Source organism: Cellulomonas sp. NPDC089187, from assembly GCF_040685135.1.
Lineage (GTDB): Bacteria > Actinomycetota > Actinomycetes > Actinomycetales > Cellulomonadaceae > Cellulomonas.
In genome coordinates this window covers 181,812-207,350 of record NZ_JBFBHI010000003.1, presented here as the reverse complement: position 1 = coordinate 207,350, position 25,539 = coordinate 181,812, and the positions used below count along the sequence as shown (strand labels likewise).

The 25,539-nt window shown below is 71.8% G+C and carries 22 protein-coding genes; 6 read left to right on the top strand and 16 right to left on the bottom strand.

The features are described 5' to 3' along the window. Nucleotides 1–3 precede the first annotated feature (3 nt). Genes AB0N78_RS09225 through rfbF form a run of 15 tightly spaced genes read right to left on the bottom strand, consistent with a single transcriptional unit; the run spans nt 4 to nt 19,096 of the window. Nucleotides 4–1,191, bottom strand: coding sequence for a glycosyltransferase (locus AB0N78_RS09225; RefSeq protein ID WP_363388816.1), 1,188 nt, complete (start codon nt 1,189–1,191; stop codon nt 4–6). Continuing rightward, nucleotides 1,188–2,204, bottom strand: a complete 1,017-nt coding sequence (locus tag AB0N78_RS09220) for a glycosyltransferase family 4 protein (protein WP_363388813.1) — start codon at nt 2,202–2,204, stop codon at nt 1,188–1,190. The genes AB0N78_RS09225 and AB0N78_RS09220 overlap by 4 nt, the downstream gene beginning before the upstream one ends. After that, complete coding sequence (locus AB0N78_RS09215; RefSeq protein WP_363388811.1) at nt 2,201–3,508, bottom strand: O-antigen ligase family protein; 1,308 nt, start codon at nt 3,506–3,508, stop codon at nt 2,201–2,203. Before AB0N78_RS09215 ends, AB0N78_RS09220 begins: the two co-directional genes overlap by 4 nt. Continuing rightward, on the bottom strand, nt 3,505–5,685 hold the full coding sequence (locus AB0N78_RS09210) for a glycosyltransferase (protein ID WP_363388808.1): 2,181 nt from the start codon (nt 5,683–5,685) through the stop codon (nt 3,505–3,507). The genes AB0N78_RS09215 and AB0N78_RS09210 overlap by 4 nt, the downstream gene beginning before the upstream one ends. A 52-nt stretch (nt 5,686–5,737) precedes the next feature. Then, nucleotides 5,738–6,895, bottom strand: coding sequence for a glycosyltransferase family 4 protein (locus AB0N78_RS09205; RefSeq protein ID WP_363388805.1), 1,158 nt, complete (start codon nt 6,893–6,895; stop codon nt 5,738–5,740). Then, nucleotides 6,892–7,923 carry a glycosyltransferase family 2 protein gene (locus AB0N78_RS09200; RefSeq protein ID WP_363388802.1) on the bottom strand — a complete coding sequence of 344 codons (1,032 nt, stop codon included), beginning with the start codon at nt 7,921–7,923 and terminating at the stop codon, nt 6,892–6,894. Before AB0N78_RS09200 ends, AB0N78_RS09205 begins: the two co-directional genes overlap by 4 nt. Before the next feature lie 22 nt (nt 7,924–7,945). Next, nucleotides 7,946–11,314: a discoidin domain-containing protein gene (locus AB0N78_RS09195; RefSeq protein WP_363388799.1), complete on the bottom strand. Its 3,369-nt coding sequence runs from the start codon at nt 11,312–11,314 to the stop codon at nt 7,946–7,948. A gap of 1 nt (nt 11,315) precedes the next feature. Beyond that, nucleotides 11,316–12,140 (bottom strand): ABC transporter permease, encoded by an 825-nt coding sequence (locus AB0N78_RS09190; RefSeq protein ID WP_363388797.1) that lies wholly within the window; start codon nt 12,138–12,140, stop codon nt 11,316–11,318. A 6-nt stretch (nt 12,141–12,146) separates the two neighbouring features. Beyond that, entirely contained in the window at nt 12,147–13,349 is a 1,203-nt protein-coding gene (locus AB0N78_RS09185; RefSeq protein ID WP_363388794.1) for an ABC transporter ATP-binding protein, read from the bottom strand. Further along, nucleotides 13,346–14,383: a glycosyltransferase family 4 protein gene (locus AB0N78_RS09180; RefSeq protein WP_363388791.1), complete on the bottom strand. Its 1,038-nt coding sequence runs from the start codon at nt 14,381–14,383 to the stop codon at nt 13,346–13,348. The genes AB0N78_RS09185 and AB0N78_RS09180 overlap by 4 nt, the downstream gene beginning before the upstream one ends. Beyond that, on the bottom strand, nt 14,380–15,468 hold the full coding sequence (locus AB0N78_RS09175) for a glycoside hydrolase family 99-like domain-containing protein (RefSeq protein WP_363388788.1): 1,089 nt from the start codon (nt 15,466–15,468) through the stop codon (nt 14,380–14,382). Before AB0N78_RS09175 ends, AB0N78_RS09180 begins: the two co-directional genes overlap by 4 nt. Further along, nucleotides 15,465–16,739 carry a Gfo/Idh/MocA family oxidoreductase gene (locus tag AB0N78_RS09170; RefSeq protein WP_363388785.1) on the bottom strand — a complete coding sequence of 425 codons (1,275 nt, stop codon included), beginning with the start codon at nt 16,737–16,739 and terminating at the stop codon, nt 15,465–15,467. Before AB0N78_RS09170 ends, AB0N78_RS09175 begins: the two co-directional genes overlap by 4 nt. Further along, nucleotides 16,736–17,260, bottom strand: a complete 525-nt coding sequence (rfbC, locus tag AB0N78_RS09165) for a dTDP-4-dehydrorhamnose 3,5-epimerase (RefSeq protein ID WP_363388783.1) — start codon at nt 17,258–17,260, stop codon at nt 16,736–16,738. The genes AB0N78_RS09170 and rfbC overlap by 4 nt, the downstream gene beginning before the upstream one ends. Beyond that, a complete protein-coding gene (locus AB0N78_RS09160; RefSeq protein ID WP_363388780.1) occupies nt 17,257–18,285 on the bottom strand; it encodes an SDR family oxidoreductase in 1,029 nt (342 codons plus the stop codon). The genes rfbC and AB0N78_RS09160 overlap by 4 nt, the downstream gene beginning before the upstream one ends. A 1-nt stretch (nt 18,286) precedes the next feature. Beyond that, nucleotides 18,287–19,096, bottom strand: a complete 810-nt coding sequence (rfbF, locus tag AB0N78_RS09155; protein WP_363388778.1) for a glucose-1-phosphate cytidylyltransferase — start codon at nt 19,094–19,096, stop codon at nt 18,287–18,289. A 281-nt stretch (nt 19,097–19,377) separates the two neighbouring features. Between rfbF and AB0N78_RS09150 the strand changes: the two genes are divergently transcribed. After that, on the top strand, nt 19,378–20,202 hold the full coding sequence (locus tag AB0N78_RS09150) for a polysaccharide deacetylase family protein (RefSeq protein WP_363388775.1): 825 nt from the start codon (nt 19,378–19,380) through the stop codon (nt 20,200–20,202). After that, nucleotides 20,199–21,155 (top strand): glycosyltransferase, encoded by a 957-nt coding sequence (locus tag AB0N78_RS09145; RefSeq protein WP_363388772.1) that lies wholly within the window; start codon nt 20,199–20,201, stop codon nt 21,153–21,155. Before AB0N78_RS09150 ends, AB0N78_RS09145 begins: the two co-directional genes overlap by 4 nt. A 4-nt stretch (nt 21,156–21,159) precedes the next feature. Here AB0N78_RS09145 and lhgO read toward each other — a convergent pair whose 3' ends face one another. Continuing rightward, a complete protein-coding gene (gene lhgO / locus AB0N78_RS09140; RefSeq protein WP_363388769.1) occupies nt 21,160–22,353 on the bottom strand; it encodes an L-2-hydroxyglutarate oxidase in 1,194 nt (397 codons plus the stop codon). A gap of 141 nt (nt 22,354–22,494) precedes the next feature. On the opposite strand from lhgO, the gene AB0N78_RS09135 reads away from it, so the two are divergent. From AB0N78_RS09135 to AB0N78_RS09120, 4 genes are all read left to right on the top strand, one after another. Next, nucleotides 22,495–23,346: a glycosyltransferase family 2 protein gene (locus AB0N78_RS09135; RefSeq protein ID WP_363388766.1), complete on the top strand. Its 852-nt coding sequence runs from the start codon at nt 22,495–22,497 to the stop codon at nt 23,344–23,346. Then, nucleotides 23,343–24,506, top strand: a complete 1,164-nt coding sequence (locus AB0N78_RS09130) for a glycosyltransferase (RefSeq protein ID WP_363388763.1) — start codon at nt 23,343–23,345, stop codon at nt 24,504–24,506. Before AB0N78_RS09135 ends, AB0N78_RS09130 begins: the two co-directional genes overlap by 4 nt. Further along, nucleotides 24,506–25,021 (top strand): DapH/DapD/GlmU-related protein, encoded by a 516-nt coding sequence (locus AB0N78_RS09125; protein WP_363388760.1) that lies wholly within the window; start codon nt 24,506–24,508, stop codon nt 25,019–25,021. Before AB0N78_RS09130 ends, AB0N78_RS09125 begins: the two co-directional genes overlap by 1 nt. Nucleotides 25,022–25,092: 71 nt before the next feature. After that, entirely contained in the window at nt 25,093–25,527 is a 435-nt protein-coding gene (locus AB0N78_RS09120) for a GNAT family N-acetyltransferase (RefSeq protein ID WP_363388757.1), read from the top strand. Nucleotides 25,528–25,539: the final 12 nt, after the last annotated feature.

Genomic DNA, 25,539 nt, shown 5'->3' with positions numbered 1-25,539 from the left:
TGCTCACCGCGGTCTGGCAGCGCGCACGCGGGTCAGTACCCGGTCCATCCGGCGCACCTGGTCGGACCACCTCGGCACCTCGGTCGGTGCCGACGAGCCCGACAGTGCCGACGGGGGAGCCGCCGGTGCACTGATCGCGCGGAGTACCGCCTCGGGCAGTCGCTGGGGTGAGGCGATCGCCACCCGGTCGGCGGGCTGGTCCCGGAATCCGGCCACCGGGGTGCTGACGATGGGGCGGCCGACCGCCAGGTACTCGTAGAGCTTGATCGGGTCCAATGAGTCGGTGAAGTCGTCCACCCGGTGCGGCACCACCAGGGCGGCGGCGTGCTGCAAGTACCCCGGCACCTCCGCGGCGGGACGGGGGCCGAGCAACAGCGCCCCGGCGGCCTCCAACCGGGTCAGATCCAGCGGGTCCATCAGTGCTGGGCCCACCAGCACCAGCGGAGTGCCCGCTGCGCGCAGCGTGGTGGCCAGGCGGAGGCAGGCAGTCGTGTCCAATCGGTCCGGGTGCAGGGTGCCGACGTAGAGCGCGTAGGCACCATCGGGCAGGTCGTGTGGGCGTGGGACGGGCCGACGGTAGGCGGCCAGGTCGACGCCGTTGGTCACCACCGTCACCGGGCGGCCGGATGCTTCGCCCTTGCTTCGCGCCAGCGCCGGGGAGCAGACCACCACCTCCGCACAGTCGGCCAGCAGCAGATCCTCGTTGCTGCGGATCCGGTCCAGCTCGGCGGCGGGTCGGTCGGCGCGCAGCCAGTCGTCGGTCACGTCGTACAGGGCGCGCCAACCGGTGGCGCGCAATACGGCGGCACCATCCGGGTCGTTCACCCAGAGCACCGGGTCCGGCATGCCGAGCCGCCGCGCCACCCGGGCGATCCGCCCCGCACGTCGCCGGTCGGCCCCGGGTGCCAGTCGGCGGGGGAGCCATTTGGTCGGTCGCAGCGCCCAAGCCCGGCCCTCGGGCACCCCGTCGTCGGCGGTCAGTCGGCGCAGACGCCGGCCCAGGGTGAGCGGGGCGCCCCGGCGTAGGTCGTGCAGGTGGTCCACCGGTGGTTCGACGAACAGCACGTGCAGACCGGGGTCGTCGGCCAGCAGCCCGGCGATGAGGTGTTGGTTGCGGCGCCACACGTCGTCCCACGGCTCCAGCGAGAGCACCACCAGGTCCTGGCGCACCGGGGTGGTCAGCAGGCTCATCGTCGGACCTCCGCGTAGACGGCGGCCACCGCGGCTGCATGAGACGCCAGATCGAACCGGTGGTGCTGGGCGTCCCGCAGGGCGGCTCCGTACCGCACTCGGCGCGCCGGGTCAGCGGCCAGCCCGGCCAGCAGTCGCCCGGCGGCACGGGTGTCCCTGGTGGGCAGCAGCACTGCGCCCGGCACGGTGCCGACTGTCTCGTCATGACCGCCGCCCGCGCCAGCCGCCACCGGGAGGCCGTGGGCCATCGCCTCGACCACGGACAGGCCGTAGGGCTCATCGGGCCGCGGGGCGAGCAGGATGCCCACCGTCGATAGCAGATGATCGATGTCGCCCCGTGGGCCGAGGAACCGCACCGATTCGGCCACCCCCAGCCGTCGAGCCAGTGACGGCAGCTCGGTGCGGAGGGCGCCGTCCCCAGCGATCCATAGCTGCCACCCCCGCCCCGCCAGGCCGGACTCCGCCCAGATCCGCAGGCCCAGGTCGGTGCGCTTCTCCGGCTCCAGTCGTTGCGCGATCAGCACCACGGGGCGGCGGTCGTCGGTCGGCGGTTCTGGGGCAGGGGGGACACCCGGGTGCGCAATCACACTGCGGCCCTCGACCCGATCCGCGACAAACCCGCTGATGGCCACCTGGGCCGCGATCCGCGCGGTGAGCACCCGACCGACAGCCCGCGCCACCGGAGAGTTCCCGCGGCGCTGGGCAAAGTGACGGGTGGCGACCACGGGGGCGCGGGCAGTCAGCACCGCGGCGAGCTCAGCGGCGGTCATATGCGCGTGCACCACCCCGGGGGTGAGACCTCGCAGCGCCCGGGCGGCCTCCCGCCAGCCTGGACCGGGCTGCCAGCTGACATTGGTCCCGGCCAGTTCAGTGGGCATGCGATCAGCGGCCCCGCCCACCACCAGCACCTGCGAGCCCATTCGGTCCTGCCAACGCGCGAGGGTGCTCACGTACCGCTCTACCCCGGCGAAGGAGTCGGTGCAGACCACATGCACCACATCGGGGGTGTTCATGATGCCGCCCGGGCGGTCAGGGCGAAGCCGCGGTGGGCCGACTCGTCGTCCTCGTGCCGCTGCCGGACGTGCTCCTGCGCGCCCAGGCAGATCCCGGCGAGCACGAACGGGATGGACACCTGCGCCGCCACCCAGAACAGGTCGAACTGTCCCTGGACGAATCGCATCAGCACCAGGACGAAGGCCAGCGTCCCGAACCGGCGGTCCACCCGCCACAGCACCACCAGCATCACCAGGAACATCCCGAGGAAGCCGACCAGCCCGACTAGCCCCCCGGAGGACAGCATCTCGAACTCGGCATTGGGCGGTTGGAACTGCTGGCTGAACCGGTCGGTGTACCACCAGCGCAGCCCCGCCCCGAACACCGGGTACTGCTCCCAGATCCGCAGGGACTCACCGAACCAGATCAGCCGCTGATACGCCGAGTTCGCCTGGTCACCGGACTCCAACTGATCCTGCACCAGGACGCCCACCACCACGGCAGCCACCGCCACCGCCAGCAGCACCAGCTTGGAACGACGCCGGGTCGGGTCCGGGCGTAGCGCGATCACCGCGATGGCCACCGCTAGCCCGATCAGCGCCTGCCGGGACTGCGACACCAGCACTCCGGCCAGGAAGAAGCCGAACAGACCGAGGCAGAGCAGGTCGTTCATCCGCAGCCACCGCGGTCGGGCGTAGACCACCACCGCGGCGAATGCGAGCACGCACCCGATGAAGTTCTTGTGCATCAAGAACGGCTCGTTCAGGTACACCGGGCCGACGGTTCCTGCGGCCAGGTTGATCGCGAACTGCGCCAGCGCCGCCACGGTCACCACCGCGCTGCCCGCCAGGTACAGCCCGACCCCGACCCGAGCCAGTCCCGCCGCCCCGATGGCCCATCCCACCAGCAGCGCACCGCCGACCAGCAGCCAGGAGTGCAGCCACTCCACCGCATTGGCCAGGTACGGATTGGCGATCACGGTGAACAGCACGCTGGCCTGATAGGCGGCATTCGCCCACAACAGGTGCCGCATCGACCGGCTCAGCGGACGACGGCAGAACAGCAGCGCGGGCCAGAACGCCGCGAACAGCACAAAGTCGGACACCGACAGGGCCCCACCGACCCGGTTCACCAGCAGCAGCGCGGGCATGGCCAGCACCGGCAGGGCGATCGGCTCGCGGAAGGTCAGCGCGACCACCAGCAGTAGGGCGCCGATGCCCAGGGTGTACCAGGGGTTCAGCGAGGTGGTCAGCACCAGGGTGACCGCGAGCAGGGCGACGGCGGCGGTGACCGCGATCCGGGCGGGAAAGCCGCGCGTGGTCATGCTGCCCCCTGGTGCGTGGACGTCGGCTCTGCCACGGGCATCGCGGGCGCGCGTGCGGTGGCCGGTAGTGGGGCCAGCGTGCTCGGTCGGGGACGGCGCAGATCGCCGAGTGTCGCCTCGGCGCGCACCGGACCGCGCAGATGCAGGAGCAGTCGACGGCGCGCGGAGGCCCCGGTCGGTCCGGGCAGCGGCGCACGGACCAGTGCTCCGGCGATCACCCCCAGGCGGGCCAGCTGCCATCCGAGCGCCCCGTGGTGGGTGCGCAGGTACCGTTCCTGCCCCGCGTGGAAGTGCGTCTCCCGGCGTCGAGGGTCGGTGCTGGTGCCGCCGCCGGTGTGCTGGGCCCGTGCGTCGTCCGCGACCGCGAGCGCCCACCCGGCGGACCGGGCCCGGCGTTGCCAGTCGGTCTCCTCGGCGTAGAGGAAGAAGGCCTCGTCGAACCCGCCCACTTCCGCCAGTGCCGCGGCGCGCAGCAGCAGCACCGATCCGATGACGAATCCGTCGTCGGTGGCGGGCAGACCGAGTCCGACCGCCTGACGCCAGACCCCGGACGGTGACGGGAACGGCCACCGGACGCGGGACGGGTGCCCGTGGTCGTCCACCTGCCGCGCACCGACCGCGGCGGTCTGGGCGTCGGCATGCAGGCGCGCGGACAGTGCATGGACCCCGGCCAGGTCGATCCGGGCATCCGGGTTCAGCAGCAGCAGGTCGGCACCGGGGTGCAGCGGGTCGGCCCATGCCCGGTTGACCGCTGCACCGAAGCCGAGGTTCGCGCCGGGGTCTAGGTAGCGCGCACCGGCGGCCGCAGCGACCGCGCGCACGGCGGGGTCACCGGAGTTGTCCACCACCGTGATCGGCAGCCGACCGGTCAGGGGCGCAAGCGCGGCGGCGAGGGCATCGGCGGCACCGTAGGCCACGACGACGACCTCCGGGGTCCGGATGGGGCTGGGTGAATGGTGTGGACCGGTGTGCGCCGTGGCAGGCCTGTGCGGGCTGTCGTCACGGTGCGGTGCTGGGGTGGGCCGCTCGCCCCGGGTCGCTGCGTACAGCTCCTGGTACTGCTCCGCGATGGCGTGCCAGGTGTACCGCTCCGCTCGGACCCGGCCCGCATTGGATAGCCACCCTGCCAGCCCGGGTTCGTCCCGGACCCGGGCGAGTGCGGCAGTGAGCGCCTCGGGGTCGCCCGGTGGCACGATCAGCCCGGCATCGGCGACCACCTCGGGCAGGGCCCCGCTGTCCGAGACCACCACCGGGACACCGGCCGCCATCGCCTCCACCGCCACCCGACCGAACTGTTCCAGCCAGCCGGGTGTCGGCACCGAGGGCACCGCCAGCACGTCCAGGGAGCGGTAGAACGCGGCCAGATCGTCGCCGGAGAGCGGCCCGCGGAACTCCACCCGCCCGGCCAGATCGGGCTGCCTCGCCCGTGCGTGCAGCTGTGCGGCCTGTGGTCCGTCCCCGGCCAGGATCAGGTCCATCCGAGGGTCGGCGGCGACCGCGGACATCAGGACGGCGATGCCCTTGTGCGGGGCGAGGAACCGTCCGGCGTAGCCGACTCGGAACCGGGAACCGTCCACGGGGGGTCGGTCCGGGTGTGAGCGGGGTGCCCGGGGGTCGACTCGGGCGGCGTCGTCGGACGCGAGTGCGGGATCGGGCATGGAAGGAAGGTCGACGCCGAGTCCGATCACCCGGACCGGGGCGGTGAGTCCCTTGGCGCGCAGCACCCGTCCGGCCTCGGTGTTGCACACACTGACCGCCGCCGCGCACCGCAGCGCCCGGCGCTCCCACCAGCGGAAGGGCGGCGGGTACCGCTTGGTCAGGTTCTGCGCGGAGTACAGCACGTAGGGGGTGCGGACCCGGCGCAGGGCACGCAGCGCCAAGATCTCCGCGGTGGCCAGGGCGGAGGGTTCCTCGTGCAGATCGATCACGTCCCAGTGTTCGCCCAGCGCGCGCCAGAGCGGACGAGGGTCATAGAGGAACAGCTGAGGGTGACGGCCGAGGGTGCGCAGACCGAGCACGTCTTCCCCGGGGTCGGGCTCCAGTCGGACCGGTCGCCCGCCTTCGGGCCAGCGCCGGGCGGTGAGCAAACGGACCTCGGTGCCGCTCGCGCGCAGGGCGTGCTCCCGTCGACGCCAGGCCGTGACGACCGCGCTGTGGGAAATCCGCAGGACCCGCATGCCAGCCATCGTGCCGGGCAAACCCCTCATCCGGGACAATTCGGACAATCGTTCACCCGACTGGTGTGGGTGAAACCGCGCGGTCGAGTCGGTGCCGGGCCGCATGCCAGTCCCCGGCGAGGGCCCGCACCCGGCCCTCGCGACCGATCCGCTGCCGGAAACCCTCGTCATCGGCCAGCGTGGCCAGCACTTCGGCCAGTGCGCCAGGGTCGTCCGGTGGCACCGAGACCCCCGCGCCGTCCATCGCCTCCGGGATACCGCCGACTGCGCAGGCCACCACCGGCACCCCGCTGGCCATCCCCTCCAACACGGTCAGGGCGAAGGGCTCGGCCCAGCGTGAGGGCACCACCAGCACATCGGCGGACCGGATCACCGTCGCCACCTCGGTCCGGGGGGTGAAAGACCGGAACTGAACCCGGTCACCGAGCGCGGCGGCCCGCTGCCTCAGATCCTGCTCGAAGCCACGGGGAGCGGCCCCGGCGTCGAAGTTCCGGCTGCCGACCAGAGTCAGTGTGATGTCGGCGCGGTCCAGTCGCCGCACCGCCTCGACCAGCACATCCGCGCCCTTGTCCGGGATCATCCGGCCGACGAACAGCACCCGCAGCCGCTCGGCCCGGGTGGGGTCGGGACGCGGAGCGAAGCGGTCGGTGTCTACCCCGTTCGGCACCACCCGCAGTCGGCTGTGCAGCGGGGCGGGCAGCCGGTCGGCGGTCTGCTCGGCCAGAGCGGCGCTGACGCAGACGATGGCGGCAGCCCGGTCCAGCACCCGACCGGCCTCGCTGCGCGAGTAGCTGCGCAGCAGCAGGTTGTGGGCGTAGAGCACCGGGGTGTGGCGGCGGGCGACCAGCGGCACCGCCTGCGGCGCGTTGTGCACCAGCACCACCCCGTCCGCCATGGCGTCTTGCGCGGTCAGTGCTGCCCGCAGGGCGCGTCGGGCTCCGGGGCGGGGTAGGCCCAGTCGTCCGGCCGCGGCGTCCAGATAGCGGTCGACGGGGCTTGTGCCCGGCAGGTCGTACTCCACCGCGACGGCGCTGGGGTAGCGGTCGGGGTAGGTGCCACGGGCGACGGCGACCAACGGACGACCGTCAGCGGGGTCGACGGCCCCGCACAGTCCGTCCACCACGGTGGGGATCGCCGAGCCGGTCCGCGGGGAGAAGTGATCGCCCGGAGTGAGGACATGCAGCTCCGGGGGGCGCGGTGCCGCGGTCATGTCCGGACCGCCCCGCCGTCGTCGGCACGATCGGCAGCCCCGGCAGCCCCGGCAGCCCCGGTGGCACGGGCAGCACTGGCACCGGCGGCAGCATCGGCACTGTCGGCATGATCGGCGCTGTCGGCACGGGGTGCACCCCGACCCGCCCGGAGGTGTCGCGGGTGCAGGCCGAGCGCTGCCCAGACATCCGCGGCCGGGCCGCGCCACCGGGGCACCGTCCACGCCATCGGCACGGTCGCCAGGGCCCGGAGGCGCTCACCGAGCGGCATTCCGGAGGAGGTCACCGCACGCAGCAGCTCCACGCTGACTCTGGTGTGCGGGAAGGCGAAGCGGACCGAGGCCCGGGGCGCGTGCCACGCCACCTGTGCCTGCCCCTGCGCGGAGAACTGCTCGGCATGGCGGCGCTGCCAGAACAGCTGCTCCGGCACCAGAGCGAACGGACCACGGCAGGCCAGCTCGGCCAACAGCACCAGATCATTGCCGACGACGGGTCGGATGCCACGGGTGCTGCGCAGGACCTCGGTGCGGTGCAGTCCATAAAACAGGTGCGCGGCCTGGGCGGACAGAAAGTGCCGCATCCGCTCGTGCGGGGTCGGCTCATCACACGCCAGGTCGGTGTCATGCAGATCCTCGATGATCCGGCCGGTGGCATCGATGATCCGGGTGCGCGGGGTGACCAGCACCGTGCTCGGGTCCGCCTCGGCGAAGACCTCCAGGCAGCGCCGGATGAACTCCGGTCGGCGGATGTCATCCGCCGCCGCCCAGGTGAAGAACGGGGCGCTCGCCAGGTCGACCAGGTGGTTGAAGTTCCACGCCCCACCACGGTTCGCCTCCTGACGGTGATAACGAATGCGCGAATCCTGTGCGGCGGCGGCCCGGCAGATATCGCCGGTGCGGTCGGTGGAACCGTTGTCGGAGATCAGGATCTCGATGTCCGGCTCGTCTTGAGCGCGCACTGAGTCCAGGGCAGCAGCCAGGTAGCGCTCGCCGTTGTAGACCGGGATGCCCACGGTGGCACGGGGTGTCATCGGTCGTCCTTCCCTCGGGGCGTTATGTCGCGGACAGCTGAAGCAGGGCCAGGGGCCAGGTGGGCGTGGGGGAGACCGGCTCCCAGGCGGGGAGTAGCCCGCCGTACTGACCGGAGTAGACGAGGTCGGGGACGGTGACGCCGCGCAGCACGGTGCTGGGCACCCGGACCCGGATCGCGGTGGCGGTGACCGGTGCGAAGTCCACGGCGGTGATCCGGTCCCAGAACGCGCCGGAGACTCCGCCGACCTCCTGCCAATCGCCCTCGGGTGTGCGCACCTCCACCCGGTAGCTGCGTACGCCCGCGGTGCAGCACCGGATGCCGGCGGAGACGACGGTGACCCGGCGCAGCTCGGTGGGGGCGGCCAGCTCCACCTGCACCCATGGGGTGACATCCGGGCCCTGTGCGGTGCGCGCCCCGGCCTGCCAGGGCTCGGCCTGCGCGCCGTCGGCGGAAACCAGAACGGTCGGGTCGTCACCGGAGGAGGCGGTGACGGTGCCCCCGGTCAGCAGGTTCACCGGCGCCAACAACGGTTGCGCGGTGGAGACCGTCACGGTGGCCTCGGTGCTGAGGTATGTCGGCGATCCGCTCACCGGCAGATCGGTGCCCGCCGGACCGAGGTCAAGGGCCCGGCTACCGCCGTAGACGTCGATGAGGGTGGCACTGGTCGGTCGATCCGTGGTGACCGTGACGGTGGTGTGCGCGTCGGCGGTCCACAGCGCAAGCAATCCGGGGTAGGCCAGCGCCGTGACGGCCCCGTCGCCGGTGTCCACGGCCTCGGGGGCGCCACGACCGGCCAGCATCCGGTCCACAGTGGACATCGCCAGCGCCGCGGGTTTCACGAACGCGCCCACCTGGATCAGCGACCAACTGAACCCGCCTTCGCCCCAGCCGCCCTCGCTGAAGAAGTACGTCCACTCGTCCACACCCAGGGTGGTCATCAGCAGACGGGTGCGCGCCACATCCGCCGCCTGCTGCCAGGTGTTGGCCGGGCCGTCCGACCACCACCCGGACTCGGTGCCCCAGATCGACAGCCCCGCGCACTCCGGCTCGGCGGCCAGTGCGGTGCGCAGCTCGGCGATCTGCCCCAGTGGCCCCTGCGTCCCCTCCTCCTGCCAGGACCGGTTGAAGCCGGTGTAGGGGTGGATGCCGATCACGTCCAGATCCGCGCAGCCTCCGGCCTCGATCAGCTGGCGGTACCAGTCGACGACGACGTTCAACGCATTGCCACCGACCACCCGGCTCGCCGGATCGGCGGTGCGTACCCCCGCGGCGAACGGGGCGAGCACCTGGCGCGCGTAGTCACCCCCGTCCCCGAAGCCGGTGTTGTTCGGCTCGTTCCACGGTGCCCACAGGCCCAGCTCCGGAGCGGCGGCACGCAGGGCACGCACAATCACCGCCACCCAATCGCCCCAGGTCCCGGCCACCACCGCCGCGTGTTCCGCCTCGCCGCCCTGCCCCACCTGGATGATCAGCTGCACCCCCGAGGCGGTGGCGGCGCTCGCGGCGGCGACCAGCCCGGAGAGCGGATCGTCCTCGGTGGCACCGGGCAGAGCGCTCAGGTCGAGGTGCTCGGCGCTCGCGGGGCCGGAGGGATCGGACACGAGGGCACCGAAGTCCAGTTGCACCCGGTGACTGCCGATGCCGAGCTGATCGGCCAGCTGCACACCGCGCAGCGGACCGGGGCCGCCCCAGTCCGCACCGTCGGCCAGTCCGGCGGGGTCGAGGGCGGCTCCGGGGGCACCTACGGCGTAGCGCAGGCAGGTGGCGGTGCGGACGGTGCCGTCGGCGTCGATCAGCTCGGCGTGCACCTCATAGCCACCGGGGCGGGCGGTGGGCAGATCCAGTGGGACGGAGCCGCCACCGGCGGGAAGGTCCACGGTGCCGGTGACATCCTCGGTCCCGAGTTCCGCGGCGGGTGCAGGCGTGGTCCCGGGGTCTGCGGTCGCGGGTGCGGGCCCGGACCCGGGTTCCGTGGGGGCGGTCGCGGGCTCGATGAGAGTGGTCCCAGCTCCGGCCTCGTACCCAGCCCCAGCCCCGGCCGCCGGTGTCGCAGCGGCTGCCAGCGTCGGGTCCCCGCTTACCCGGTAGCGCAGTCGGTACTCCCCGGCCAATCGTCCCCACTCCGGGTCCACATCGACCGTCACCACCGGCGGCATCCCGTCGGGAAAGTAGTCGTCCACCGCCGGGGTGCTCAGCCCGAGGCCGAAGCCGAGCCGGTCGGTGCTCGCGGAGTGGTTCAGATCCCAGACCAGGGGCGCGTCCAGCAGAAGGTCCACCTGATCGTCGGCGACCTGGCTGAGCTGCCACCCGTCGTCGGTGGGGGAGACGAAGAGCAGCCCCGCGTCGTCGCGGACCATCGGGCTCAGATCGGCCAGCGTGAAGGTCGACCCCTGCCCTTGCCCGGACAGTGCGATCCGCCACCATACCCCGTCCTCGTCGACCTCGAGCAGTCGCCAGGTCGGCCCGGACAACAGCAGACCACCGTCCGGCGCGGTGACGACGCCGGTGGGGTGGTCCAGCGCAGCGGCCCTGCCGTTGGTGGACTCGGTACTCAGTGGCCCGGTGATGGTCAGGCCCGGGGTGCCGTCCGGGGCGTAGCGGGTCAGCGTGATGGAGGTCGACCGCTCGTCGGCGTCGCTGAGCACCGCCAGTCCGCCGTCGTCCAGCGGGAAGAACCGGGGATACCAGCCGAGGTCCAACTCCGGGCCGCCGGTGTCGACCGTGCCGTCGGCGCGCAGCAGGACCACGCGGTCGGTGTCGGCCAGGACCACTGCGGCCAGCGCGTCGGTTCCGGCGGACCAGCCGACGACGGCGGTGACCTCCCCGGGCAGCTGCCAGGTGGCGGTGGGGTCGGCCTCGTCCACCGGCCAGGCCCCCACGGTGTCCGATCCGACCGGGGCGAGCACCGTGCCGTCCTCGGTGAGCGCGAAGCTGCCCGCCGCCCCGACTTGCGCCGTGGTCAACGGTGCCCCAGCAGCGGTCCAACGGGCGACCATGCGGGCACCCTCCTCACCACCGAGCGTCGCCACCCGACCACCGACCGCCGCGAGCGCCAGCGGCACGTCATCGCCCCAGCCGGTGTCCCGGGCCAGATCCGGCACCAGCGCCTCGACCCGCGCCACGGGGGAGTCGGTGGCCAGCGCGGCGTAGCGATCCGGGTCGGCCACCCCGCACACCGGGGCGGTGAATTCCCCGGCGGGTGGTGGCTCGACGACGGTGGCCCCGTCCCCGGGGTCGGAGCCGCTCCATCGCACGGCTCCGGTGCCGATCAGGAGCACCGCCGTCAACAGCACCGCTCCGGTGACCGCGCCCCACCGTCGACCGGGCTCGGCCGCGTCCTGTGCCCGCCCCGGGTCACCGCTCGGTGGCGTCGCCCCCGTGGCCCCCATCTCAGATCACATCCGCGAAGCCGCGTTCCATCGTCGAGAACACCAGCGTCCCGGTCGTGAACACTCCGAGTGAGACCACCACCGCCGCGATCATCTGCCAGGCTGCCGGCTGTGCCAGACCCAGCAGCGACCAGCGGAAGCCCTCCAGGATCCAGGTCAGCGGGTTCAGGTCGAAGAGCCAGCGGATGTTGTCACCCACCGCGCTGAGCGAGTACGCCAGCGGGCTCGCGTACAGCAGCGTCTGCATCGCGAAGGGCACCACATAGGCCACATCGCGGAACTGCACCATCAGCGCCGAGCAGAGCAGCCCGATCCCCGATCCCAGCAGGATCACCAGCACAATCCAGCCCGGTAGCGCCAGCACCGCCCAGCCGGGGTTGATCCCGTAGGCGACCAGCAGCACCACCATCAGCACCGCCGCCACCAGAAAGTCCACCAGCACACTCAGCACTGCGGACAGCGGCACCAGCATCCGCGGGAAGAACACCTTGGAGACCAACGCCTGGTTGTTCACCAGCGACGGTGCGGCCCGGGTCACGATCCCGTTGAACAGTGTCCAGGCCAGCATCCCGGCAAAGGAGAACACGAAGTACGGCACCCCGTCGCTGGACAGGTCCGCGATCTGCCCGAACACGATGGAGAAGATCCCGGCGCTCAGCAGCGGTTGCAGCACCACCCAGATCACGCCGAGGGCGGTCTGCCGGTAGCGCAGCTTGAGGTCGCGGACGCCGAACCGGGTGAAGACCTCGCGGGCCTCCCACAGTTCGCGCCATCGGGGCAGCGGGAGGCGACCCGGGGGCGTGATGACGAGGGTGCGGGATGACACGTGCGGTCACCGCCTCTCGTAGTCGAAGTCGGCGAGCACCAGTCCGGCGTCCAGTCCCTCATCGGAGACCGCGGCCGGGTAGGGCAGCACCGGGTGGATCTCGAACCGGCCCGCCCCCTCGAAGGAGTCCAGCACCCCGGAGCTGCACACGAACAGGTCCACCGAGTACTCGCCGGGTTTGAGCCAGGGCTCTTTGATCGTCAGGGCGATCTTCTGCTCGGTGCTCGGGTCCAACCACAATCCGGCCACCCGGGAGTCGCACTGTAGGAGGGTCGACCCGTTCCGGTCGTTGACGTGGGCCGAGACAAAGTACGAGCCGATGTAGTCCGGATTGGCGGAGACGGTGAACTCGATGGTCTTGGGCTCCACGGTCCGGTAGAGCGGGGAGGAGACCTCCACCGAGGTGATCCGCAGCTCACCGGTGCCGGGGCGACGGTCGATGTCGGTGGGGCTCAGCGCGGACCGATCCCGGCTGGTCTGGTACAGCTCGATGGCGTCGTCCACCGCCCCGTGCAGCATGAGCCGACCGTGCTCCAGGTACAGCGCCGAGTCGCACAGTGCCTTCACGGTCTGGATCTGGTGCGAGACGTAGAGCACCGTCCGGCCCTCGGCGGCGACTGCCCGCATCCGCTCCAGGCATTTGGCTTGGAACTCCGCATCGCCGACCGCCAGCACCTCATCGATGGCCAGGATCTCGGTGTCCAGATGCGCCGCCACCGCAAAGGCCAACCGGACATACATCCCGGAGGAGTAGCGCTTGACCGGGGTGTCCAGGAACTTCTCCACCCCGGAGAACGCCACGATCTCATCGAATCGGCGCTGGATCTCCGCCTTGCGCATGCCGAGCAGGGTGCCGTTGAGGTAGACGTTCTCCCGACCGGTCAGCTCGGGATGGAATCCGGTGCCGACCTCCAACAGGGAGCCGACCCGGCCACCGAGCTCGATCCGGCCCGTGGTCGGCGCGGCCACCCGGGTGAGCAGTTTGAGCAGCGTCGACTTGCCCGCCCCGTTGCGCCCCAGGATGCCCACCGCGGAGCCCCACGGGATCTCGAAGTCCAGGCCGTCCAGCGCCCGGAACTCCTCGTAGTGGGTGCGGGTCAGGGGGTGTCGCACCCGGTGCAGCAGTGCCTCGGCGGCGGTGGACGGACGGTCGTCGGTGGTGGCGATCTTGTAGTGCTTGCTCACCCCGGCGGCGCGGATGGCGGTCATCGGTGGGCCTCCAGGGTGTCGGCGTAGAGCCGCTCGTAGGCGTCGGCCACCGCGCTCAGGGCGAAGGCGCGGGACCGGTCCAACCCGGCAGCGGTCAGCTGAGCGCGTCGCGCCGGGTCGGTGAGCACAGCGGTCAGTGCCGCACCCAGATCGGGCAGCTCGGCCAGCACAGCGGCCCGCCCGTCGTCGGAGACATACCGCGCGCCGACATTGGGGGTGGCGACCACCGGCAGCCCGCTGGCCATCGCCTCGGCGTAGGGGATGCCGAAACCCTCATAGGACGACGGCAGGCAGAACACCCAGGCGCGGCGGTAGGCGTCGGCCAGCTCGGTGTCGGAGAGCCGGCCGAGCACCCGGATGCCGTCACCCTCGACCCCGGCAGGCACGTCACGGCTGACCATCCACAGCTCGGCATCCGGGAGGGCGGGGCGGATCACGGTCCGGAACTGCTCGGCCAGATCGGCCCCGCGCTTGCGCCCGTGCCAGGTCCCGACAAAGAGGATCACCGGGTGGTCCGCCCGGTCGTCACCCGGCTCGAACCGTCGGGTGTCCACCCCATTCGGCACCACCGCATGCGCGCGCGGCACCCACCGCCGGGTCTGCGGTGAGACGACGACCACCCGGTCGGCCACCAGTGCGGCCAGCACCTCGGAGACGCCGAGCAACCCCATCCGCAGCTTCTCTTTCGCCCCGTGGATGCGCCGGGCCTCCTCAAAGCAACTGCCGTGCACGGTGCGCAGGTGCGCCCGGGTGCGCCGACGCCACAGCCAGTAGTCGTCGCCGTGGGCGTGCAGCACGTCGTAGCCGCTGAAGTCCTCCCGGCGCAGGGCGGTGGCGAACCGGAAGGTGCGCAGGCTGCCGGTCATCCGCAGGTGCCGGTGCCCGTAGAGCGCCCCGGGCACCGGTGGGCAGTCGGAGAACACATCCACGGTGTGCCCGCGCCGCACCAGCTCACCGGCCAGCTCGTGCACCTGGAACCCGACGCCGATTTTGGAACCGGACGGCAGGTAGTAGCTGATCATGGCGATCTTCATCCGGTCACCGCCAGATCCGGGCGGGCCACCCGCAGCCCGTCGCGCAGCGCCGACAGCCACCGCAGCCCGTGCTCCTGATCCGGCTCCAGATAGTTGCCCTCGGCCCACTCGTTCCACGACTTCACCCACAGCAGCCGCTCGGATGCTGGCCTGTCGACCAGGGTGTCGGCCGCCTGCTCCACCTGCCGGGCGAAGACCTCCGGCGACGACCCGGTCAGCGCCAGACCGCCCCGTCCGGACCGGGGGGTGTTGTCCCAGTTGGGGTAGACCACCGGTTGCAGGCGCTCGCTGACCCCGGTGGGCAGGCCGGGGAAGTCGGCGGCATGCGGGTACACCTCCGGGCGGTGCAGCAGCTTGCGACCGGCCCGCATCCGCAGCACGTCCAGCCGGGACCGCCGGGCGGGCAACCGCATGTATGCCCCGGCGTCGAACCCCGCCGCGTCCACGTCCACGAATCGCGGTCCGGTGCCGAGCAGGTCCGAGACCTCCGCCACCAGGTACAGCCCGGGCAGCCCGGCGGCACGGGCCATCGCCTGCCAACGGTCCACGAATGCGGCGGGGTTGGGCAGATCCTCGGGCCGGAACACGTAGAACACCGGTCGGTCGTCCACCCGCAGGTACCGGTCGTCGGCGAAGGCGGGCAGCACGGTGGCGAAGTGCGCCCGGTCGTCCTCGGGCCCCGGGTAGGTCTGTTCCAGCAGCACCCGGTCCGCCGCCCCGTGCCAGATGCCGGACCAGGTCTGGTTCGCCCAGGCCAGCGCGAAGCCCATCGCCGGTTCCCGGGTCGCCAGCACCTCGGTGAACGGTCGCTCCAGGATCCGACGGCCGTGCCCGAACCAGTAGTGCCAGTAGACGAAGGCCTCGATCCCGTATTCGCGGGCTAACTCGCCCTGCGCCTGGCGGGTCTCCGGCACGCGCAGGTCGTAGAACCCCAGGTCGGCGGGCAGATGGGGCTGGACGTGACCGCGGAACAGCGGCCGGGCCTTGGCGGTGTTGGTCCACTCCGTGAAGCCGGGTCCCCACCACAGGTCGTTCTCCGGCACCGGGTGGAACTGCGGCAGGTAGAACGCGAGCGCCCGGGTCATGCGATCGCCGCCTGGTCCTCGCGCAGCCGGTCCACCAGCCGTCCGGTGGGTAGCTCGATGTCGTCGTAGGTCAGGGTGGTGTCCCTCGGCACGTCGTGGCGCAGTCGGCAGCCCTCGGCCACCCCCACCGGCAGCAGTCGTTCGGTCCGGGTGACATCGGCGCGCTCGGCCTGGCCGTAGTAGTGGTAGCCGCCCAGCGCGTCCAGCACGGTCCCCGCGGTCAGGTCGGTCTTGGCGGTGGTGACCACCTCCACGCTCGGTGCGCCCAACGGCCGGATGGTGGCGTCGTCGAGCAGAGCGGCCCGGGCGATGGTGGTCGGCACCTCGAAGTGGCACAGGTGGTACGGCTGGTAGAAGGAGTAGAGCGGCCCGGTGCCGAGCTTGTACAGCTCCAGGTAGTGCCGCTGCTTCGGGTCGTCGTGGCTGGCCAGGAGGTAGACCCCGGGGCCGGGCTTGGCCCCCACCACGTAGTCCACCGCGCCGCCCAGTGCGCGCAGTTCGTCCAGGTCGTAGCGACCGGTCAGCTCGTCGACGTGCCCGTCGTGGTCCCGGCCGAGCATCCCGCGCCGGTGCACGGACATCCCGGTCGCATTCGCCACCAGTGCCTGCTCCACCGACACCTTGGTGCCGTCCGCGAAGGAGGTCACCATGTGCGGGTCCTGACCCCAGCGCTCGGCGAAGGCGCGCTGCGTGGTCGGTGTCCGATGCTCGTCCTGGAGCCCCTTGATGTTCCCGGCCACCAGCGGGGTCAGTCCCAGGCCGGTGACGAACCGGTGCAGGTTCATCTGCACCCCGGGCTGGTCACCGTCGCAGCCGGTGTAGATCACCCCCGCCTTGTCGGCCAGCCGGGCCAGCTCCGGACCGACGGTGGCGTCCACCTCGGCATTCATCAGCACCAGGTGCTTGCCGTACTCAAAGCAGTCCAGCGCCACCCGCGCGCCGTACTCCACCGCGCCGGTCACGTCGACCACCACATCCACCCGATCCGACCCCACAGCGACGCGGTGGTCCTCGGTGACGGCGGGTTCGGTGGCCCGGTTCAGCGCAGCCGCGGAGTCGACCTGCACGACCCGCTCGATCCCGGCCTCGGCGAAGGCCCGCACCCCCTGTTCCGGACGACGGGCGACGATCACCGTCACCTCCATCCCGGGCGTGGAGTGCACGAGCTGGTTGACCAGCCCGCGGCCCATGAACCCGGCACCGATCAGCGCCACCCGGATCGGTCGTCCGGAGCGCTGCCGCTCGGCCAGCAGGGAGTCGACGACGATCACCGCAGCACCGCCGAGGCGTCTTTGGCGGAGATCACCGACACCGGCAGTGGCCAGGCGATCCCGAACGCCGGGTCGTCCCAGCGGAACGACTGCTCACCCTCCGGGGCGTAGGGCCCACTGACCTGGTACGCCACCTCGGTGTCGTCCACCAGGGTCTGGTAGCCGTGTGCGACATAGGGCGGGATGAACAGCGCCCGGTGGTTCTCCGCGGTCAGCTCCACCAGCACATGCGCGCCATAGGTCGGCGACTCCGGCCGGACATCCACCGCCACATCCACGATGGCACCGCGGGTGCAGTGGACCAGCTTGCCCTCCGCGTAGGGCGGGATCTGACGGTGCAGCCCGCGCAGGGTGCCGGCCCGGTGGTTGAAGGACAGATTGCCCTGCGCCACGGCGGTGTCCAGTCCGTGTGCGGCGAACTCGGTGACATCGAAGGTCCGGGCGAAGAACCCGCGCTCGTCCTCGCGCAGCTCCAGGTCGACGATCTGCACGCCGGACACGGCGGTCGGGGTGAATCTCATGGGGTCACCGTCCAGAACAGGTCGGGGTCGAGCTGCCCGGTCTTGAGCAAGTGCTCGATCTGCGCCAACCGGGTGTGCCCGCGGCCGGTGAAGGTGGCGTCGTCCAACTGGATCTGCTGGAAAACGCTGTGCAACTGCCTCGCGCCAGCGGCGGCGTCCCAGTCGGTGTCGAAGCCGGGCAGGACCCGGCGGATCTTGGCGAAGGACACCCGGTAGGACCGGTTGTCCGCGCTGGGCTCCCCGAAGCTGACCTCGCAGGCCGGGAACTCCGCGCCCACCGTCTCGGCGATCTGCCGCACCGTGTAGTTATTCGCATCCGAGCCGACGTTCAACACCTGGGTGTGCACCGACTCCCGGGGCGCGGCCAGCACCGCCCGGATGGCCGTGGCGATGTCCAACCCGTGCACCAGCGGACGCCACGGGGTGCCGTCGGAGGTCATCGCGATCCGGTGTGTGGTCCAGGCCAGACCGGCCAGATTGTTCAGCACGATGTCGAAGCGCTGCCGGGGCGAGGCACCGAAGGCGGTGGCGTTCCGCAGGAAGGTGGGGGAGAACTCGTCATCGGCCAGCGCGGTCACATCCCGCTCCACCAGTGCCTTGCATCGGGCGTAGGCGGTCTGCGGGTCCACTGGGCTCGACTCGTCCACCGTCCCGTCGGCGACCCCGTAGACCGAGCATGAGGACATGTACACGAACCGCTGCACCCCGGCGGCCTTCGCTGCGGCGGCCAGGGCGACCGACCCCTCGTGGTTGATCCGGTAGGTCACCTCGCCCAGCAGATCGCCGATCGGGTCATTGCTCAGCTCCGCCATGTGCACCACCGCGTCGTAGCCGAGCAGGTCGGCGGCGGTGACCTCGCGGATGTCCTGCACGATCGTCCGGGGCAGCGCATTCACCCCGTGGTACAGCCAGCCCTCCGCGTAGTAGCCGGTGTCCAACCCGGTGACATCGTGGCCGTCGGCCATCAGAGTCGGGGCGAGCAAGCTGCCGAGGTAGCCCCCGGTGCCGGTGACCAAGATCCGCATCTCAGTCCTCCCAGATCTTCCACGGTGCCCGGCCGGCGTCCCACAGGCCGTTCAGCTCGGTCCAATCCCGGAAGGTGTCCATCCCCATCCAGAAGCCCTCGTGCTCGAAGACCGACAGCTGGCGGTCCCGGGCGAGCTGCTGCAGCGGCACGCTCTCCAACATCACCGCCGGGTCATCGTCCAGGTACTTGTCCACGAACTCCCGCTCGAAGACGAAGAACCCGCCGTTCACCCAGCCGTCCGCCAGGGTCGGCTTCTCGTTGAACTCGACCACCGTGTCGCCGTCCACCCGCATCTCGCCGTAGCGGCTGGACGGGTGCACGCCAGTCAGCGTGCCCAGCAGCCCGTGCCGCTGGTGGTGCGCGAGTGCCGCGGTGATGTCCACATCGCCGATCCCGTCGCCATAGGTCAGCGCGAAGCGATCGGCGTCCAGGTGCTCGGCCACCCGCCGGACGCGTGCGGCGGTGGCGGTGGTCAGTCCGGTCTCGACAAAGGTGATCTCCCAGTCCTCGGTGCCGGAGGTCTGGTGGAAGACCGGCTGCTCATCACCACCCAGGTGCAGGGTGAAGTCGCTGGTCAGGTGCCGGTAGTCCAAGAAGTACTGCTTGATCAGGTCGCTTTTGTACCCCAACGCCAGCACGAAGCGCCGGAACCCGTGTTGCCCGTAGGTCTTCATGATGTGCCAGAGGATCGGGCGTCCGCCGATGTCCACCAGCGGCTTGGGCAGCTTCTCCGAGGCCTCGCGCAGCCGGGTCCCCATGCCGCCGCACAGGATCACCACCGGGATGTCGGTGGGAGTGAGGGTGGTCATGGCTGCTCCTCGGTGGCGACGGCGAGGCGGTCAGCCAGGAGGCTAGCCCGGGCATTTCATCGCAAACAGGTTCTAACGGGTGAAAACGGACAATGAGGGCAGATCGGGCAGGGTTGCCAGTGGTCCCCGCGCAGGTCAGGCGGGCTGAGTCGCGGTGCGGCGGCGGGTTGTCCTGGGGTGCGTCGTCGGCTGCCGTTCGGGTGAAAACCTCGCAAAACGGACAAGGCTCCGGGTGTCGCGGACCAGACTGACCGCGCAGCCGAGGTCACAGGAGGTGGGGGATGAGTGAGCGTCGACCCCTGACTGCACCCGATCCGATCGTGCGCCCTCGCGCGCGCACCCGGCTCCGCGTTGTACTGCGGCGCGACCTCGGTGGCTTCGACCGGCCCGCGCCCCGACCGCTCCCGCAGCGCCGCGGACTGGGCGTCCTCGCCCCGCTCGCGGCCACCGTCTGCGTCGACACCCCCGCCCGGGAGTTCGCGCTCACCTACGACGACGGCCCCGACCCCGCGCACACCCCCGCCCTACTGGACCTGCTGGCCGACCGCGGGGTCCACGCTACCTTCTTCGTGCTCGCCGATGCCGCCGCGGCCCACCCGGATCTGCTGCACCGGATCATCAACGAGGGGCACGAACTCGGTCTGCACGGCCAGGACCACCGCCGACTCACTCGGGTCCCCACTCGACAGGCCCTCGCGCAGACCGCCGCCGCGCAGCGCACCGTCGAGCAGCTGTCCGGCGCGCCGCTGCGACTCTTCCGGCCGCCCTACGGTGCGCACACCCCCGCCCTGCTGGGCGGCTGGCGACGGCTCGGCCTGGACGTGATCCTCTGGTCCGGCTGGGCCGCGGACTGGCAGGACGACCCCGCCCCGACCATCGCCACCCGGGCCGCCGCCGCAGTCCACCCCGGCGGCATCCTGCTGCTGCACGACACCCGAGCCGACGCCGACACCCTCCAACCCGGTGAGCGAATGCCCGCCTTCGACCGCGCCGAGGCCACCGCCCTCCTGGTGGACGCCCTGCCCGGCTGGACCCCGCGCACCGTCGGCGATCTGATCGCCCGGCACCGTCCGGTCCGCGCCGTCCAGCGGGAGCTGTGGCGATGACCGTCGACCTCAGCGTGGTGATCGCCGCCTACAACGCCGCCGACACACTCGGTGAACAGCTCGCCGCCCTCGCACGACAGCAGGTCGCCGCGCGGTGGGACGTGATCGTCGCCGACAACGGCTCCACCGACCGCACCCGCGAGGTCGCCGCCACCTGGACCGACCGCCTGCCCGGCCTCCGGGTGATCGATGCCAGCGCTCGCCGCGGTGCCGGGGCCGCCCGCAACCTCGGCGTCGAGGTCGCCACCGGGCGGGATGTGGTGTTCTGCGATGCGGATGACGTGGTGGCGGATGACTGGCTCGCCGCCCTGCACGCCGCCCTGCGCTCCCGGGCCTTCGTCGCCGGGCGATTCGACGACACGCTGCTCAACACCGCCCGAGTCCGCCGCAGCCGCGCCCTCCCGCAACGCGACGGCCTGCAAACCTCCGCCCACCTGCCCGGTCTGCGGCACGCCGGAGCGGGCAATCTCGGACTGCGCCGGGAGCTGTTCCAGGCCGTCGGCGGGTTCGACCCCGACGCCCGCTACTTGGAGGACACCGACCTGTGCTGGCGGGTGCAACTGGCTGGGGTGCCACTGATCTGGACCCCGCAGGCCCTGGTCCATGTCCGGCTGCGTGGCACGCTGCGATCCGCGCTGGGTCAGGGCTACCACTACGGCTCCGGCGAGCGCTGGCTCGCCCGCCGCTACCGGGAGCAGTCCGGTCCCACACCCGCGGCGTGCACGCTGCCCGACCCGATGGCCACGTCCGGGGACTCCGTGCCGTCGGTGCGCCCGCACCGACTGCTGCACCGCGCCGCCGCCACCACCCGCGCGCTTGCCGGAGTGCGCACCCTCGGTGATCTCGGCGCATGGTGCTGGGACCTCGGCTGGGGGATCGGCTACGCCTGCGCGCCGGTGGGGGAACCGGAGCCGGTGCGGATCGACCCGGTGGGCGGTGGGGTGGCGGTCTGACCCCTCACCCCGCCGCGAGTACCCGATCCACCTCGCCCACCAGATGTCGCGCGATCTCCAGCGAGGCCGTCGCCGCCGGGGAGGGCGCGTTCAGCACATGCACCTGCCGGGGCGCGGTCTGCACCAGAAAGTCGTCCACTAACCCGCCATCGCGCCGCACCGCCTGCGCCCGCACCCCGGCGGGCGCGGGCACCAGGTCCTCCGCGGTGAGGCCCGGAACCAGGCGGGACAGGCTCCGGGCGAAGGTACCCCGTGACAGCGAGCGCATGACCTCACCCGCCCCGGGCCGCCAGTTCCGCGCGCCCATCCGCCACAGCCCCGGCCAGGTCAGCGCATCGCCAAGGTCACGCGGTGAGACCTCACCCCACTGGTACCCCTCCCGGGCCAGCGCCAACACCGCATTCGGCCCGGCATGCACACCCCCGTCGATTCCCCGGGTGAGATGCACCCCGAGGAACGGGAATCGCGGGTCCGGCACCGGGTAGATCAGCCCGCGCACCAGCCCCGCGGCAGCCTCGGTCAGTCCGTAGTACTCGCCTCGGAACGGCACGATCCGCGCCGACGGTTCGAGGCCGCTCGCTCGCGCCAGCCGGTCGGCGTGCAGCCCGCCGCAGACCACCAGGGCATCCACCTCCCGGTCCGCGACCGAGGTCCGGACCTGCACTCGGTCGCCAACGGTGCGTGCCGCGATCATCTGCTCGCCCAACAGAATGCGCCCACCGTCGGCCTCGACCTGTTCGGCCAGTGCTCGGCACACCCCGGTGTAGTCGACGATGCCGGTGCTCTCCACCCGTAGCGCGGCCAGGGTGCGGACCTGCGGCTCGTAGGCGCGCGCACCCGCCGGGTCCAGTAGTCGGGCGGGCACCCCGTTGGCCCGGGCTCGCTCGGCGAGTCGGTGCAGGCCGGGCAACTCCGACTCGTCGGTGGCGACCACGAGCTTGCCGCACACCTCGACGGGCACACCGTGCTCCCGGGCGAAGGTCACCATCGACCGTGCGCCGGCCACCGCCATCCGCGCCTTGAGGCTGCCTTCGGGGTAGTAGAGGCCGGAGTGGATCACCCCGCTGTTGCGTCCGGTCTGGTGGCGGGCCAGACCGTCCTCCTTGTCCACCAGCGTGACCCGGTCGCCGCGGGCGGCCAGCCGTGCCGCGGTCGCCAGCCCGACGATCCCGCCGCCGACCACCAGGACGTGACGCATCGCTGCTCCCTCCGCCAGGGCGGTGTGCACCCCGCTGCGCGGGCAGGTTATCGGTCCGTTATGAGAAAGATGTCGCGAATCATCCCAATTCACCCTTCGGGCGGTCTCCGGGGTCGGCGGTGCGGACTTACGCTCCACCGCATGACCAGCCGCAGCGGGGTGAGTGCCGTCGTGTACTCCCGGAACGAGGGCACCCTGCTGCGCGACTGCCTGCCCCTGTTGACCGAGATGGACGAGATCGTGGTCTGCGACATGGGCTCCGACGACGACACCGCGCAGATCGCCGCCGCCCACGGGGCACGTCTGGTCCCGGTGCCCAATGCCCCCGTCGTGGAGGAGGTCCGCCAGCACGGTCTTGACGCCGCCCGCCATGACTGGGTGCTGTTCGTCGACGCGGACGAACGCCTGCCCGCCGGGTTCCGTGCCGCCATCGACCCACTGTTGGATGACCCTGACCTGGCCGCCGTCCGCCTGCGCTACGACAACACCGCCTTCGGGCGGCCCCTGCGCCACAGCCTGCAAGGCAGCGCCAAATACGCCCTGCTCCGCCGCGAGCGAGTGCGCTACACCGAACCCGCCCTCGCCCACGTGCCCCCGATGATCGATGGCCGCACCATCGGTGCCCCCTCGACGGTGCCCCCGATCACGCACCTCAACTTTCGCAGCATCGCCCAGACCCAGGAGAAGGTTCTGCGCTACGCGGCGAACAATCCCGACCGCCTGGCCAGGATCGACGACCCGATCGCCCTCCTGCGGGAGCTGGCCCGCACCACGGTGTTCTCCGGAGCGTGGCGCGACGGTCGCGCGGGCTTCGCGGTGGCGGCGCTGCACACCGTCGGACAGCTGTCCGGTTCCCTGATCGCCGCCGAACGCGACGGCACCCTGACCGCCGACCTCCCTCGTCGCCGCACCCGCATCCTGGCCGCAGCCGAGTCCATCCAACGCGCCCTGGTCGCCGCCCGCGACACCCTCCGCCGCCCCCGCCAGCCATGACCCGGCTCATCCCGCCCACCCTGGCCGCGCCCGCCCCGGCCACCCAGCCTGCGCCCCCACCCGCCCGCCCCGCGCCCGCCCGCATCCTGCACCTCACCCGGATGCCCCCGAGCCCCAGCGGTGTCGCCGCCTACGCCGCTGTCTTCCGGCACGCCCTCGACGCCGTCGCCCCCACCACCACCGTCCACCTCCCGCCCGACCCGACCGCCTCGCAGTCCCTCCGCCTGGCCGCACAGCTGATCCGCCGCCTGAGCGCCCCGCTCACCGACCCGGGCACGGTGCTGATGGTCGAGCAGGCCGGCCGTGGGCAGGCCGAGTTCTGGGCCGCGTGGTGGCTGACCCGGCGACGGGCCCGGGTATGGCTGATGGTGCACGACGTCCCCGCGCTGTCCGGCGGAGCGTTCTTTACCCGGGCGTTGGACCGTCGCGGCGGTCGCCGACTGGCGACGCTGCTTTCCAGCACCCTGGGCCATCGCGCCGAACGGGGCCTGCTCACCCGGGCCGAGCGGGTGTTCTGCCTCTCGCCCTCCGGCGCCGAGGCCCTGATCCGCGCCCATCGACTGACCCGTGACATCGAGCCGATGCCGCATGTCGCCGTCCTGCCCCAGGAACCACCGCCCACGCGGCGCGACATTCTGGTGCCCGGCTACATCGCCTCCGCTGCGGATGTCCTCCCGCTGTTGCCCGTCCTCGCCGACCTCCCGGACGACTGGCGGCTCACCGTCGGCGCATGCCCGGATGCCGCCCGGACCGCCATCGCCGGCCACGCGACCGTGCTCGGCATGACCGATCGGGTCGACCTGCTCGGCTTCACCGACGAGGCCGCAGTCCGTGCCTCCTTCGCGCGGGCCGCCATCGTGGTCCGATGGCGCGCCGACGGCTGGTCCGGGCCTGCCGGTCGGCACGCGGTGAGCGGCCCGCTGATCGCCGCCTTCGCTCACGGCTGCGCCGTGGTGACCAATGACGACCGCGGCGCCGCCCCTCTGCTGGACCGCGCCGGTGCCCTCGTCGTCGACACGCCTGTTGCTCTTGCCGCCGCCGTCACCGGTTTGGTGCGGGATCAGGCTGATCTCCGCCGCCGTGCAGCCGCCGGTCGAGAGCTGATTGCCGCCGAACACACCCCCGCCGCGGTGGCGGACGTGCTGCGTGGAGGTGCCTGATGGGCCGAGGTGAACTGCTGTTCAACCGTCTCCTGACCGACATCCCCAGCAACCGTCTGCGGATCGCGGCGCTGCGTCGACTCGGCGCTGATCTGGGGGAGCACGTCTACCTCTTCGGTGGGTCCGAGGTGCTCGATCCGGGCAACCTGCGGATCGCCGGGCGTTGTCACATCGGACGGTTCTGCCAGATCGACGCCCGGGGCGGCATCGACATCGGCTACGACGTGGTGATCGCCTCGCACGTCCTGCTGATCACCGCCGACCACGATCTGCGCGATCCCGGTTTTGCCGGACGGCTCGGGCCCATCGTGATCGGCGACCGGGCCTGGCTGGCGAGCCGGTGCACGGTGGTGCGGGGTGTGCGCATCGGCGAGGGCGCGGTGGTCGCCGCCGGGGCAGTGGTCACCCAGGATGTCCCGCCCTGGACCATCGTCGGCGGTGTCCCGGCCGCACCCATGGGCGAGCGGCCCCGTGAGCAGCACTACCGGATCGACTACGGCCCGGAACGGTATTGACGTCCACCCCTGCTCCCGTCGACTACGGTCCAGGATCGGTGCCGCATGTTCCCGACCCTTCGGAGGCCCGAGTGACCCAGGTACGACCGGCGACGACTGCCGATCTTCCCTTTCTCACCGCCCATGACCGGCATCTTGATCCGACGCTGTTCCCGGGCCTGATCGCTGATGGTCGCTTCCTGGTGGCTGAGGACGACGGGCACGCGTGCGGGCTGCTGCGCTGGAACTTGTTCTGGGACGAGATCCCCTTCATGAACATGCTGATGGTGGTCGAGGAGGTCCGCGACCGAGGTCATGGTGCCGCGCTCGTGAACGCCTGGGAGGCGACGATGGCCGAGCGGGGACACCGCACCGTGATGACCTCCGCCCAGGCGGATGAGTCGGCGCAGCACTTCTACCGGGCACGGGGATATCGGGACTGCGGCGCGCTGCTGCTGCCGGACCAGGCGACCGAGCTGGTGTTCCGCAAGGAGCTGACGCCGCGCGATGTCGGCGGGCGCTCGTAGACTCTGCTGGCA

Excerpts from the sequence above, each read along its gene's own strand:
- AB0N78_RS09210 (WP_363388808.1), bottom strand. The coding sequence starts at position 5,685 with ATGCGGGTCCTGCGGATTTCCCACAGCGCGGTCGTCACGGCCTGGCGT.
- AB0N78_RS09195 (WP_363388799.1), bottom strand. The coding sequence starts at position 11,314 with ATGGGGGCCACGGGGGCGACGCCACCGAGCGGTGACCCGGGGCGGGCA.
- AB0N78_RS09160 (WP_363388780.1), bottom strand. The coding sequence starts at position 18,285 with ATGCGGATCTTGGTCACCGGCACCGGGGGCTACCTCGGCAGCTTGCTC.
- AB0N78_RS09185 (WP_363388794.1), bottom strand. The coding sequence starts at position 13,349 with ATGACCGCCATCCGCGCCGCCGGGGTGAGCAAGCACTACAAGATCGCC.
- lhgO (WP_363388769.1), bottom strand. The coding sequence starts at position 22,353 with ATGCGTCACGTCCTGGTGGTCGGCGGCGGGATCGTCGGGCTGGCGACC.
- AB0N78_RS09150 (WP_363388775.1), top strand. The coding sequence starts at position 19,378 with ATGAGTGAGCGTCGACCCCTGACTGCACCCGATCCGATCGTGCGCCCT.
- AB0N78_RS09180 (WP_363388791.1), bottom strand. The coding sequence starts at position 14,383 with ATGAAGATCGCCATGATCAGCTACTACCTGCCGTCCGGTTCCAAAATC.
- AB0N78_RS09175 (WP_363388788.1), bottom strand. The coding sequence starts at position 15,468 with ATGACCCGGGCGCTCGCGTTCTACCTGCCGCAGTTCCACCCGGTGCCG.
- AB0N78_RS09125 (WP_363388760.1), top strand. The coding sequence starts at position 24,506 with ATGGGCCGAGGTGAACTGCTGTTCAACCGTCTCCTGACCGACATCCCC.
- rfbF (WP_363388778.1), bottom strand. The coding sequence starts at position 19,096 with ATGACCACCCTCACTCCCACCGACATCCCGGTGGTGATCCTGTGCGGC.
- AB0N78_RS09225 (WP_363388816.1), bottom strand. The coding sequence starts at position 1,191 with ATGAGCCTGCTGACCACCCCGGTGCGCCAGGACCTGGTGGTGCTCTCG.
- AB0N78_RS09145 (WP_363388772.1), top strand. The coding sequence starts at position 20,199 with ATGACCGTCGACCTCAGCGTGGTGATCGCCGCCTACAACGCCGCCGAC.
- AB0N78_RS09220 (WP_363388813.1), bottom strand. The coding sequence starts at position 2,204 with ATGAACACCCCCGATGTGGTGCATGTGGTCTGCACCGACTCCTTCGCC.
- AB0N78_RS09130 (WP_363388763.1), top strand. The coding sequence starts at position 23,343 with ATGACCCGGCTCATCCCGCCCACCCTGGCCGCGCCCGCCCCGGCCACC.
- AB0N78_RS09215 (WP_363388811.1), bottom strand. The coding sequence starts at position 3,508 with ATGACCACGCGCGGCTTTCCCGCCCGGATCGCGGTCACCGCCGCCGTC.
- AB0N78_RS09205 (WP_363388805.1), bottom strand. The coding sequence starts at position 6,895 with ATGACCGCGGCACCGCGCCCCCCGGAGCTGCATGTCCTCACTCCGGGC.
- AB0N78_RS09200 (WP_363388802.1), bottom strand. The coding sequence starts at position 7,923 with ATGACACCCCGTGCCACCGTGGGCATCCCGGTCTACAACGGCGAGCGC.
- AB0N78_RS09135 (WP_363388766.1), top strand. The coding sequence starts at position 22,495 with ATGACCAGCCGCAGCGGGGTGAGTGCCGTCGTGTACTCCCGGAACGAG.
- rfbC (WP_363388783.1), bottom strand. The coding sequence starts at position 17,260 with ATGAGATTCACCCCGACCGCCGTGTCCGGCGTGCAGATCGTCGACCTG.